Genomic DNA, 12,615 nt, shown 5'->3' with positions numbered 1-12,615 from the left:
CGCCGATTTCCGATCACGCCATCCGGCGTGATCGGTTGTTCCAAAGTCCCCGCACTGTCTCGCAAGCAGCCTCGAAGTCGTCATGATTGCGCAGACTGACAAGGGCGGCAGCCGCCGTCGTAATGATGGTGGTTTCCGCGCGCTCGTCGCGGGCAGCACCAGTCCAAACCGCCTGCCAGTATTCGCGGCTGCTCAAGCCGGTGCGCGGTTCGGCCGGCGGCGCGATTTTCGCGGGAATGATGACTTCGGAGGCTTCGCCGCCGACAAGGCGGAAAAGGGGCGTCTGGCGGTAGGGCGTGAACTCAGCGTGGTCGCGGGTGTTGCCGAGGATCGTCAACTCTCTCGTGCCGAGCAGCATGGCGATGTCGCGGCTGAGCGTGCGGCTCGAGGGATTGGCGACGCCGAGAAGGCTTGTCCGTCCGCCCATCGGATTGATGAGGTGTATGGCGGCGTTTAGCGGCATGCGCATCTCCATCAGCCGATAGAGCCCCAGCAAGCGATAGACCTGCGGCGCAAAGGCCGAGAGCGGCAGATAGGCGATGCCTGCCGACCGAAGCGCTGTCTTGGCGGCCGTGATCGACGTGCAGATCGGGATGCCGGCTGCGGAAGCGGCCACCTCCAGCTTGTACCGATCCGTACCCTCTTCACCGTAGCTTCCATGCAGCACGACGCGATGCCCGGCATCGACGACAAGCCGTGCCGCATGCAGGAACCAGGGCGCAGTCTTCAATTTGGGCGAGAGGTAGCAGGGCCAATCGAGGTCGGCGATGCCGTTTCCCGGTTCAATTGCGCCGATATGGCGGCGCATGGCGCGCACGAAACCGGCCACCTCCACCGCCGTCGGTCCGCGATAATGCAGCACCGTCATCAGCGCACCGATCTGCACCGGGTCCGCTTCGCCGGCAAGGATGATCGCCAGCGCGTCCTCGGCCTCCTCTTCGCTCAAGGGGCGGCTGCGGCCGGCGCCGGTGCCGACAGTCGCGATGCAGCGAGCCAATCGTCGTTCAGGGGCGGCATCGTCGCCGATTTCGGCCAGCTTTGCGGCGAACTGTTCCGGTGCCGGCTCCCCCTCAAGCAGGCGGCTTGGCCGGACCGCCAGCGGTGGTGCGTCGGTCAGTGCCTGCCCTTCCCAGCCGGCGTGACCTGTCTGTGTGGGTGCGGACGCGGAGCCAGCGGCGCGTGCGTCAAGCAGGGCTTCGGTCTCTGCGGCAAGAGCGCGCACGCGTAGCCGCAGAGACTCGGCAAGCGGGGTCGGGCGCAGGCCATGACCTGTGCGCAGGAACAGCGGATCGGCATAGTCCTCACGCAATTGACCGAGCAAGCGGCTCATTGCCGAGGGCTGCAGACCGACGCTTGAAGCGGCACGGCTGACGCTGTTTTCGCGTAGCAGTGCGTCCAGCGCCAGGAGCAGGCGCAGCTTGCTCAGATCCGTCTGACGTTCGTTGGACGCCGACGCGCCTCCTGTCACGCTCGCCGTTGCTTTCGCCATGGTTCCGTCCCGCCTTTCTGTCTCATCCGGCATATTCGCGGGCGCTGTTTTGCGTCGTTTCGTATTTGGAACGGTTCCAAAACAGCGTCGTTGACCGTCTCCCTCGCCAATAACTAAGTGGAGTTCATTACTCAAGATATATGCGGGGCGAAGATGATGAAGCGGATGGGGCCTGAGACCGAAACCGAGGGGCAGCGGCAAGGGGACCGCTGGAACCGGTGCGGCTCGGCCGGATGGTCACGTCGTTTCGTCTGCGCCTGCCTCGCCGGCACGGCGCTGACGGTGCCGACGGAAGCCTTGGCACAGAAGGCCAAGGAAAAGGAGAAGGAGAAGGCGACCGAACTCGAGCAGATTGTGGTGACGGCGACCGGGTTCGAGCAAAACGTCAAGGATGCGCCGGCGAGCATCACGGTGATCTCGGGCGAAGACCTGCAAAAGCGGTCGTTCCGCGATCTCACCGATGCGCTTCGCGACGCGCAAGGGGTTGCGGTGACAGGTGTCGCCAACGAGCGCGACATCTTCATCCGCGGCCTGCCCGGCTCCTACACGCTGATTCTTGTCGACGGAAAGCGCCAGAGCACGCGTGACGCGCGCACCAATGGCAACTCCGGTTTCGAGCAGAGCTTCATTCCGCCGGCCGCCGCCATCGAGCGTATCGAGATCGTCCGTGGGCCGATGTCGTCGCTCTACGGTTCCGATGCCATGGGTGGGGTCATCAACATCATCACCCGCAAGGTCGCCGACAGCTGGACCGGCTCGTTCACCACCGACGGCACGATGCAGCAGCACAAGCAGTTCGGCAATTCGGGCCAAATGTCGTTCTACACCAGCGGGCCGATCCTGAAAGACACGCTCGGCGTACAGATCTGGGGCCGCGGCCTGAAGCGCAGTGAGGACAGGTTCCTTTCCGGCATCACCGGTTCGAAGGAACACGATCTGACGGCGCGGCTTTCCTATACGCCGAACGAGGATCATGACTTCTTCCTCGAAGGCGGGACCGCACGGCTTCGCCGCGATGCCAATGTCGGCAAGACGATCGAGCCCGGACCGCGCGCGGTCAGCACCTACAACGACAACGACCGCGATCACTGGTCGTTCTCCCATACGGGCCGCTGGGGACCGACGACGTCTGACTTCTCCATCCTGCAGGAATGGGCGGAGCGCCGGACCTACAACTACAGCCAGGCAGACGGTCGCTTCGTCAAGCAGCCGCGCGCGCCCGAGGTGCGCAACACCGTCATCGACGGCAAGTTCACCACCCCCTTCGATCTCGGCGGCAGCCACACGCTGGTGACTGGCGGGCAATATTTCGAGGCGCGGCTTTCCGACCAGAACCCGGGTCGACGCACGGGCTTGAACGAGACCTTCTCGGCGACGCAATGGGCGCTGTTTGCCGAAGACGAATGGCGCATGGTCGATGACTTCGCGCTGACCACGGGCCTGCGTCTCGATCATCATGAGGAATATGGCTACCACTTGAGCCCGCGCATCTACGGCGTCTGGAACGCGACCGACATGCTGACGGTAAAGGGCGGCATTTCCACCGGCTTCCGTGCGCCCGATATCCGCAGCATCGCGCCGGGTTATGCCTATACGACCGGCGGTGGCGGTTGCTCTTATGGTCCGACCGGCACCTGCGGCGTGATCATCGCCGACCCGAACCTGAAGGCCGAATCGAGCACGAGCTATGAAATCGGCGCGGTTTGGGACAATGGCGACGTCATTCTCGGTGGTACCTATTTCTATACGGATTTCCGGGACAAGATCTCCAACTCGATGGTGCTGGATTCGGCCGGCAATCCGGTGCGCTGGAGCGAGGACCCGAACTACCGCCTCTGGTACAACTACAATATCGACGACGCGATCATTCAGGGCGTCGAGCTCACCGCGACCTGGAATGCGACGCCGGATCTGACACTTCGCGCGAGCTACACCTACACGCAGTCCGAACAGAAGACCGGCACCTTTGCCGGCTTCCCGCTGGCGCGCACGCCGGAACACATGGCCAATCTCAGGGCTGATTGGTACACGCCGGTCGAAGGGCTAGAAGCCTGGGCTTCCGTCAGCTATCACGGCGAAGAGATCGCCGCCGGCCCGCGCATCGGCACCAACGGCAAGCCGGTGACGATCAACGGCCAGCAGGGCCGCAAGTACGACGCCTATACGACGGTCGATATCGGCACGAAATATGATGTCGGCGAGGGCCTGACGCTGAACGCCGCGGTCTACAATCTCTTCGACAAGGAAGTCGAGCAGACCGATTTCAACACGGTCATGGAAGGCCGCCGCTTCTGGATGAGCCTAACGGCAACATTCTGATCATCCGGCCGGCCCCTGCCCGGCTCCCGATCGAAAACAGACGGCGCCCGGAAGGCGCCGTCTGTCATTTCTCAAGCGCCGCTCTTTCTCAGGCGCTTTGGTCCACGCCGAGGGTCGATAGCAGGCTTTTCATTCTCTGGAGCGCCAGTTCCGGCCGGTCGAGCACATTGGCGCGGTCGGCGAGGCGGAAGATATCGGCGTAGTGCAGCACCCCGCGGGCGGACTGCATGCCGGCGGGCATGGTGAAGTGGCGCTGGTGGCCGTTCAGCCAGGCGAGGAGAACGACGCCGGCCTTGTAATACTGTGTCGGCGCCTCGAAGATCTTGCGGGACAGGGGCACGGTCGGCTCGATCACGCCGCGGAAGGTGGCGAGATCGTCCTTCGCCAGCGCCGCGAGTGCCTTGGAGGCGGAGGGCGCCACCGCATCGAAGATGCCGAGCAGCGCGTGGCTGTACTTCGTGCCGTCGCCCTCGATCAGCTCGGCATAGTTGAAGTCGTCGCCGGTAAAGCAGAGCACGCCTTCGGGCAGGCGATTGCGCAGTGCCACTTCCTTGGCGTTGTCGAGCAGCGAAATCTTGATGCCTTCGACCTTGTCGCGGTTGGCTTCGATGATCGAGAGCACCGTATCGAGCGCCTGGTCGAAATTCTCCGAACCCCAATAGCCCCGAAGTTGCGGATCGAACATGTCGCCGAGCCAATGCAACACCACCTTGTGCCTGGTCTGGCCGAGGATGCGGCCATAGACGAGGCGATAGTCGTCGGCCGATCGCGCGACGCGGGCGAGCGCCCGGCTTGCCATCATGATCGCCCTGCCCCCCTCGCCTTCGACGAAGCCGACCTGTTCCTCATAGGCGGCAATCACATCGTCAAGCGAGCGTGCATCGGTGGGCGCAAGATGGTCGGTGCCGGCGCCACAGGCAAGATCGGCGCCCGCTACCTGCCGCGCATCGCTGAGCGATCGGCGGATCAGCTCCTGCGCGCCCGGCCAGGCAAGGCCCATGCCGCGTTGGGCGGTGTCCATCGCCTCGGCGATTTTGAAACCCAGGCTCCAGAGGTGATGGCGAAACGCCATCGTCACGTCCCAGTCGATCGCCGGGTTGCCCCAGGGATCGAGATCCTTGAGCGGATCCGAGACCACATGGGCGGCCGCATAGGCGATGCGGTTGAAGGTCGGCGGCGTGTTGGGCCGTTCGATCGGCGTTCCGGTCAGGCGATACTGTTCAAGCGAGCCGTCTTGGCGCGGCAGCGTCAGGCTTGTCATTGGGGTTGGTCTCCTCCGCGGACGTTTGTCCTGGAATACTTTGGATCGTTCCAAATGGCAAGCGGCAATGTTTTTCAGGCGAGGCGATCCTCCTCCAGGCGATTGCGGATCTCCAATAATATCATTGAAATTCAATTAAATAATCCGTCAAACCGCAGATCGCGACGCTTCTCAAGGTGCCTTTTGTCTAGACCGAGCGCGGCTGGACGGGAAAAAAGTGATCAACCAACTCTTGACGAAATTGGAACGTTCCAATTATGAAAGAAGAAAGCAGGCAGAAGAATTCGGGAGGATGCTGTGGTTAAGGAGAGGGTAACGGTCATCGATATTGCGCACGCTGCCGGCGTGTCGAAGTCGACCGTGTCGCTCGTTCTTCAGGGCAGCTCGCTCGTCAATGAGGCGACGCGCGCCAAAGTGAATGCCGCCATCCGCGATCTCGGCTATGTCTATAATCGCGGTGCTGCCAATCTTCGGCAATCGAAGTCCAAGATCATCGGCATCGTCGTCAACGATCTCACCAACAGCTTCTTTGCGGAACTCGCCGTCGGCGTCGATGCGGTCGTGCAATCGGCAGGCTTCGTGCAGTTTCTTGCCAATACCGGCGAAAAGATCGAGCGCCAGCGCGAAGTGGTCGCGTCGATGCGCGAGCATGGCGTTTCCGGCCTGATCATCTCGCCGGCGCGTGGCACCGAAGCGGCCGATCTTGCGCCTTTGGTCGAGAGCGGCATTCCCGTCGTGCTCGTCGTCCGCGACATTGCCGGTGCAAATGTCTCTTCGCTGATCTCCGACAACCACGCTGGTGCCGTGGCCGCGGTGCGTCATCTGATCGAACGTGGTCACCAGCGCATCGCCTTCCTCGGCGGCTTTTCCGACACCGCCGTCTTCGAGGCGCGCATGCGCGGCTACCGCGATGCGCTCGTCGAGGCCGGCATGCCGGTTTCGGAATCGCTGATCATCGGTTCGGCGCCGTCGCGTGCCGGCGGGGTGACGGCGGTGGAGCAGGCGATGATGCTCGCCGACCGGCCGACGGCCGCACTCTGCTTCAATGATGCGGTCGCTTTCGGCGTCTGCGATGGCCTGAGGGCCCGGCGGCTTGAGCCGGGTGCCGATTTTGCCGTTATCGGTTTCGACGACGTGATCGAGGCGAAGACAGCAGTTCCGGCGCTGACGACGGTGTCCGTCGATCCGCAAGGCATGGGCCAACGGGCGGCCGAACTGCTGTTGAAGCAGATCAAGGCCGGTAAGGCGGAGCCGGAAGCCATCGTCGGTTCGGTTCGTCTCGTCGTTCGCCAGAGCTGCGGCGCTGCAATCGAGAGAAAAAGGGAGGCACTGGCATGACACGGTGGGGTCTGATCGGCGCAAGCACGATTGCGCGCGAATGGGTGATCGGCGCAATCCGCGCCGCCGGAGGCGAGGTCGTCTCCGTCATGAGCACGAGCGCGGAGCGCGGCGCGGCTTACGCCGAGGAGAACGGCATCGCCAAGTCGGTGACCACTGTTGCCGAACTCGTCGGCGATCCCGATGTCGATGCCGTCTATGTCTCCACCACCAATGAACTGCATCGCGAGCAGACGCTGGCGGCGATCGCTGCCGGCAAGCACGTGCTCTGCGAGAAGCCGCTGGCGATGACGCTGGAGGATGCGCGCGACATGGTGAGCGCAGCGCAGGAAGCGGGTGTCGTTCTTGCTACCAACCACCACCTGCGCAATGCCGCCAGCCACCGCGCAATGCGCGATGCGATCGCCGAGGGCAGGATCGGCCGGCCGATTGCAGCCCGCGTCTTCCACGCCGTCTATCTGCCGCCGCATCTCCAGGGCTGGCGACTGGAGAGGCCGGACGCCGGCGGCGGCGTCATTCTCGACATCACCGTGCATGACGCCGATACGCTGCGCTTCATCCTCAACGACGATCCGATCGAGGCCGTTGCCATCAGTCACAGTGCCGGCATGGGCAAGGAAGGCCTGGAGGATGGCGTCATGGGTGTCATCCACTTCCGCTCCGGCGTCATCGCACAGTTCCACGATGCCTTCACCACCAAATACGCAGAGACCGGTCTTGAGGTGCATGGCACCGAAGGATCGCTGATCGGCCGCAACGTGATGACGCAGAAGCCGACAGGCACGGTGACGCTGCGCAACGCCGATGGCGAGAGCGAGCTGACGCTCGACCACCGCAATCTCTACGAAACAGCGCTTTCCGCTTTCCATGCCGCTGCCCGGGGCAACGGCCGTCCATCTGCGACGGGCGAGGATGGCGTCTGGTCGCTGGCAACGGGCCTTGCCGTCGTCAAGGCGGCGGCCACCGGCCGGGCCGTGGCGATCGAAACGGGACTTTGAACTCATGTCGATGAAAAAGCACATCTCGCCGGCCGAAGCGGCTGCCCTGATCCCGGATGGCGCGGTGGTTTCGGTCTCCTCGTCCAGCGGCCTCGGCTGCCCGGATCTGATGCTCAAGGCGATCGGCGAGCGGTTCGAGACGACCGGCCACCCACGCGACCTGACGACGCTGCATCCGATTGCCGCCGGCGACATGAGCGGCATCAAGGGCGTCGACTATATCGCCAAGAAGGGTCTGCTGAAGAAGATCATCGGCGGCTCCTATCCCTCGGGTCCGTCGAGTGCGGAACCGCCGTTGATCTGGCAGATGATCGGCGCTGACGAGGTGGCGGCCTACAACGTGCCCTCCGGCATCCTGTTCGACATGCACCGCGAGGCCGCGGCCAAGCGCCCGGGCGTGATGACCAAGGTCGGCCTCGACACCTTCGTCGATCCGTCGCGCGAAGGCTGCGCCATGAATGCTTCGGCCGCGGCTGAGCCCATGGTTAAGAAGGTCTCGTTCGAAGGCGAGGACTGGCTCTATTTCAAGGCGATCGCGCCGCAAGTGGCGATCATCCGCGCGACGACGGCGGACGAGCGCGGCAATCTCACCTATGAGCACGAGGGCGCCTATCTCGGTGGTCTCGACCAGGCGCTCGCTGCCCGCAACAATGGCGGCATCGTCATTGCCCAGGTCAAGCGCATCACCAAGGAAGGCTCACTGAAACCCCACGACGTGCGCGTGCCGGGCGTGCTGGTGGATTATGTCATCGTCGATCCCGACCAGAAACAGACGACCCAGACGCTCTACGATCCGGCGATTTCCGGCGAGATCTTCCGGCCGCTCGACAGTTTCCGGGTGCCGGAATTCAATATCCAGAAGGTCATTGCCCGCCGCGTGGCGCAGGAGCTTGAAGCCGGCAGCGCCGTCAATCTCGGCTTCGGCATTTCGGCCAATGTGCCGCGCATCCTGCTCGAAGAGGGGCTGCACGGTGCGGTCACCTGGGTGATCGAGCAGGGCGCTGTCGGCGGTGTGCCGCTGCTCGACTTCGCCTTCGGCTGCGCCTCCAATGCCGATGCCTTCATGCCCTCGCCCTATCAGTTCACTTATTTCCAGGGCGCCGGCTTCGATGCCTCGCTGCTCTCCTTCCTTGAGATCGATCGCAACGGCTCGGTCAACGTGTCGAAACTCTCTTTCCGCCCGCATGTGACGGCCGGCGCCGGCGGTTTCGTCGACATAACGGCACGGGCGAAGAAGATCGTCTTCTCCGGCATGTTCAATGCCGGCGCCAAGCTCGCGGTCGCCGACGGCAAACTGGTGATCGAAAAGGAAGGCAAGCTGAAGAAGCTGGTCAACGAGGTCGAACACGTCACCTTCTCAGGCCGTCGCGGCATCGAGCAGGGCCAGGACATCACCTATATCACCGAGCGCTGCGTGATGAAGCTGACGCCCGAGGGCGTGATGCTGACCGAGATCGCGCCGGGAGTCGACCTGCAGGCGCATATTCTCGACCAGTCGGAATTCCCACTGATCGTTTCCGACAGACTGAAGACCATGGATGCGGGTCTGTTCCAGGATGCATTGCTTGGTCTTGAACTGCCGAAGAAGCCGGCGCGCCGGCTTCAGGGAGGCGACCGTGGCTGAAGGCCGTATCCGCATCGAGGTTGATGGACCGATCGCGACCATGACGGTTGCCCGTCCGGACAAGCTCAATGCCTTCGATATCGACATGCTGAAGGCGTTGGCATCGGCTTGCGACGAGATTGAAGCCGACCGCAATGTGCGTGTCGTCATCCTCACCGGCGAGGGCAAGGCATTTTCGGCCGGCGGTGACATCAAAGCCTGGGGCGGTATGGATGCGCCTGCCTTCGGGCATGACTGGGTACGGTTCGGCCACCGCGTGTTCGAGCGGCTGGCGACGCTGCGCATGCCCGTCATCGCCGCTCTTAACGGCCATGCGCTTGGCGGTGGGCTGGAACTGGCGGCGGCCGCCGATATCCGGCTGGCCGAAGCGCAGATCAAGATCGGGCTGCCGGAGACGAGCCTCGGCATGGTGCCCGGCTGGTCGGGCACGCAGCGCCTCGTCTCTCGCTTTGGCGCCCAGATCGTCAGGCGCATGGTGCTGGGCGGCGAGATGTTCACCGCCGAGGCTGCTCTGCGCGAAGGTCTGGTCGATGCCGTCGTCGAGACCGGCACGGTGCTTTCAGCTGCCCGCGATTATGCGGCGCGTGTCGCCAAGCGCGGGCCTGCGGCGCTCGAGATTTCGAAACTGATGCTCGCTTCGGCGAATGGCGAAGACAACGGATCCGCAGTCGAAGCGCTCGGCTCGATCCTTGTCGCCAAGACCGGCGACCTCAAGGAAGGTGTCGTTGCCTTCTCCGAAAAGCGTGAAGCCCAATTCAAGGGAGAATGGTAATGACCGTGCTCGTGAAACCCAAGCCGATCGACGGCCAAAAGGTTCGCGCCTTCCAGATGCTGATCGACGGCAAATGGGTGGACAGCGCCGAGGGCCGTACGATCGAGCGCGTGGCGCCGGGCCACGGCGTCGTCGTCAGCCGCTATCAGGCGGGCACCAAGGCCGACGCCGAAAAAGCGATTGCTGCCGCACGCCGTGCCTTCGACGAGGGCACCTGGCCGCGCATGACCGCTTCGCAGCGTTCGCTGGTGCTTTTGCGCGCAGCCGATATCATTGCCGAGCGCGCCGATGAGCTTGCCTATCTCGATGCGATCGAATCCGGCAAGCCGATCAGCCAAGCCAAGGGCGAACTCGGCGGTGCCGCCGATATCTGGCGCTACGCCGCGGCTCTCGCCCGCGATCTGCATGGCGAAAGCTACAACACGCTCGGTGACGGTACACTTGGCGTCGTGCTGCGCGAGGCGATCGGTGTCGTCTCGATCATCACGCCCTGGAATTTCCCGTTCCTGATCGTCAGCCAGAAGCTGCCCTTTGCGCTGGCCGCTGGCTGCACCACTGTCGTCAAGCCGTCCGAGCTGACCTCGGCCTCGACGCTGCTGCTCGGTGAAATCCTCGAAGCCGCCGGCGTTCCCGCCGGCGTGGTCAACATCATCACCGGCACGGGGCCGGAGGTCGGCGCGCCAATGACGACGCATCCGGATGTCGACATGGTGTCCTTCACCGGCTCGACCGGCGTCGGCCGCCTGACCATGGCCAATGCTGCCCAGACGCTGAAGAAGGTCTCGCTGGAACTCGGCGGCAAGAACCCGCAGATCGTTTTCCCCGACGCCAATCTCGACGAATTCATCGATGCCGCCGTCTTCGGCGCCTATTTCAATGCCGGCGAATGCTGCAATGCCGGCTCGCGATTGATCCTGCACCGTGACATCGCCGACGAGGTGACGCGCCGCATCGCCGAGCTCTCGGCCAAGGTGAAGGTCGGCGATCCGCTCAATCCGGAAACCCAGGTCGGCGCAATCATCACGCCGCAGCATCTGGAAAAGATCGCCAGCTATGTTTCTGCTGCTTCCAAGGATGGCGCTGCGGTTGCCCATGGCGGCACCGCGCTCGATCTCGGCATGGGCCAGTTCATGGCGCCGACGATCCTTTCTTCCGTGCGCCCGGACATGGCGGTGGCGCGCGAAGAAGTGTTCGGCCCGATTCTCTCGGTGCTGACCTTCGAGACGACGGAAGAGGCGATCGGCATCGCTAATGCGATCGACTATGGTCTTTCGGCCGGGGTGTGGAGCCGCGACTTCGACACCTGCCTGACGATCGGCCGCCGCGTGCGCGCCGGCACCATCTGGATGAACACCTTCATGGATGGTGCGTCGGAACTGCCCTTCGGCGGCTACCGCCAGTCCGGCCTCGGCCGCGAACTCGGCCGGCATTCGGTCGAGGATTACACCGAGACCAAGACGCTCAACATGCATATGGGGCCGCGTACCGGCTGGTGGATGCCGCGCTAAGGCTGAAACAGGGGAGGAGAGGACATGCGGACGATGGGGAGAACATTGGGGCAGGAGGCAGCGTCACGTGACACCGCCTTGCGTGCCGTGTTCGCCCGCTCAGCCGGCCGCGCCGAAGCTCGATGGGATCTGCGGACAGAGCAGCAGCTGCAGCTTGCTGACGTCGCTTTCGCCGCCGATCTTCTGCAGGAGCACCCGGCCCATGTCCTCGCCGGTCGCCGTCAGGTCCTCGTAGATCGTCTCGACCTGCGGCTGGATGGCGCTCAGGAGATGCGAGGTCTGCTTGGCGACGATGTCGTATTCGCGTCCGAGCGTCAGCCCGCAATCGCTCATGCCGGTGATGGTTGCGAGCGCGCAGACTTCGCCGCCGCACATGAAACTGTCCGGTGGATCGGGCTCGGCGTAGCGCTGGCGCACGCGGTCGCGGATGGCGCCTGCCGGGCTGTCGAGATCGATGCCCGAGAGGATTTCGTAGGCGCAGCCCGCCTCGCGCACGGCGGTCATGAAGCCGTGCTGAAGATGGCCGGCAAAGGTGAAATCGGCGGGGCCACTGATCAGGGCCGGCTTGCGCCTGCCCTTGGCGATCAGGCGCTTCGTCGCCTGGTAGGAAAAGGTGAAGTTGTCGTAGTCGACATAGGGATGCGGGGTGGAAAGCTCCGTGCGCCCATGGGTGACGAAGGGAAAGCCGAGATCGGACAGCAATCGGACCCGGGGATCGAGCGGTTCCGTGCGCGAGAAGATCAGGCCATCGGCCATCGCGTTGCGGGTGATGTAGTTGACCGCCTCGACATTGGTCGAGTTCAGGAAGTTCGGCATGACGATCAGGTGGTAGGCCGTGCCCTGAAGTGCCTTGGCGATGCCGCTCATGATCGAGGTGCCGTAGCCGAGGATTTCCTCGTGCGGGTCGAGCAGCACGCCGATGACATTGGTGCGGCCGGTCTTCAGGCGCTGGGCGGCCCGGTCGGGCGAATAGCCGATCTCGTCTGCGACCTCGCGCACTCGCTTGCGGGTATCGAGCGAGATCTGCGGCGCATCGGAAAGGGCACGCGAAACGGTGGTGACCGCAAGGCCGGTGATTTCCGCGATCGTGCGAAGGGTCGGCTTGCCGCGCTTGACGGCAGAACCAATGTCTTCGGCGTGGGCGGGCTTGGAGGGATCGGCCAATGCTAGTCTTTCTGAACGCGGGCGGGAGCGGTGTTTGTATCGTGGTGCGAGGGCTTAGGCAATCGAATCATGAAAACGTTTTAAATCTCGCATCGCGGCATGGCTTGCTGCACTGCAATAGCTAATGTGAGCTATATAATTC

The 12,615-nt window shown here is 63.6% G+C and carries 9 protein-coding genes; 6 read left to right on the top strand and 3 right to left on the bottom strand.

The window, feature by feature from the left end; translation table 11 throughout:
• Positions 1–13: 13 nt before the first annotated feature.
• Positions 14–1,489 carry a glycosyl transferase family protein gene (locus AC3WVQ_RS18050; RefSeq protein ID WP_090295192.1) on the bottom strand — a complete coding sequence of 492 codons (1,476 nt, stop codon included), beginning with the start codon at positions 1,487–1,489 and terminating at the stop codon, positions 14–16.
• 153 nt (positions 1,490–1,642) lie between these two features.
• Here AC3WVQ_RS18050 and AC3WVQ_RS18045 point away from each other — a divergent pair, with 153 nt between their 5' ends.
• Positions 1,643–3,808 (top strand): TonB-dependent receptor domain-containing protein, encoded by a 2,166-nt coding sequence (locus tag AC3WVQ_RS18045; RefSeq protein ID WP_250806584.1) that lies wholly within the window; start codon positions 1,643–1,645, stop codon positions 3,806–3,808.
• Between the two features lie 88 nt (positions 3,809–3,896).
• On the opposite strand, the gene AC3WVQ_RS18040 is transcribed toward AC3WVQ_RS18045, so the two are convergent.
• A complete protein-coding gene (locus tag AC3WVQ_RS18040; protein WP_089044270.1) occupies positions 3,897–5,069 on the bottom strand; it encodes a dihydrodipicolinate synthase family protein in 1,173 nt (390 codons plus the stop codon).
• Between the two features lie 297 nt (positions 5,070–5,366).
• On the opposite strand from AC3WVQ_RS18040, the gene AC3WVQ_RS18035 reads away from it, so the two are divergent.
• The 5 genes from AC3WVQ_RS18035 to AC3WVQ_RS18015 are packed head-to-tail and all read left to right on the top strand — an operon-like array spanning position 5,367 to position 11,309.
• The gene (locus AC3WVQ_RS18035; protein WP_090295193.1) at positions 5,367–6,407 is read left to right on the top strand and encodes a LacI family DNA-binding transcriptional regulator; all 1,041 of its coding nucleotides are present in this window, start codon (positions 5,367–5,369) and stop codon (positions 6,405–6,407) included.
• On the top strand, positions 6,404–7,405 hold the full coding sequence (locus tag AC3WVQ_RS18030; protein ID WP_090295195.1) for a Gfo/Idh/MocA family protein: 1,002 nt from the start codon (positions 6,404–6,406) through the stop codon (positions 7,403–7,405). Before AC3WVQ_RS18035 ends, AC3WVQ_RS18030 begins: the two co-directional genes overlap by 4 nt.
• Before the next feature lie 4 nt (positions 7,406–7,409).
• On the top strand, positions 7,410–9,029 hold the full coding sequence (locus AC3WVQ_RS18025; RefSeq protein WP_090295197.1) for an acyl CoA:acetate/3-ketoacid CoA transferase: 1,620 nt from the start codon (positions 7,410–7,412) through the stop codon (positions 9,027–9,029).
• The gene (locus AC3WVQ_RS18020) at positions 9,022–9,801 is read left to right on the top strand and encodes an enoyl-CoA hydratase/isomerase family protein (RefSeq protein WP_090295199.1); all 780 of its coding nucleotides are present in this window, start codon (positions 9,022–9,024) and stop codon (positions 9,799–9,801) included. The genes AC3WVQ_RS18025 and AC3WVQ_RS18020 overlap by 8 nt, the downstream gene beginning before the upstream one ends.
• Positions 9,801–11,309, top strand: coding sequence for an aldehyde dehydrogenase family protein (locus AC3WVQ_RS18015; RefSeq protein ID WP_090295200.1), 1,509 nt, complete (start codon positions 9,801–9,803; stop codon positions 11,307–11,309). The genes AC3WVQ_RS18020 and AC3WVQ_RS18015 overlap by 1 nt, the downstream gene beginning before the upstream one ends.
• Before the next feature lie 99 nt (positions 11,310–11,408).
• Here AC3WVQ_RS18015 and AC3WVQ_RS18010 read toward each other — a convergent pair whose 3' ends face one another.
• Complete coding sequence (locus tag AC3WVQ_RS18010) at positions 11,409–12,473, bottom strand: LacI family transcriptional regulator (RefSeq protein WP_034803036.1); 1,065 nt, start codon at positions 12,471–12,473, stop codon at positions 11,409–11,411.
• Between the last annotated feature and the right edge of the window lie 142 nt (positions 12,474–12,615).

Source organism: Ensifer sp. EB106-05-01-XG146, from assembly GCF_058791875.1.
This window is presented reverse-complemented; position numbering and strand designations above follow the sequence as displayed.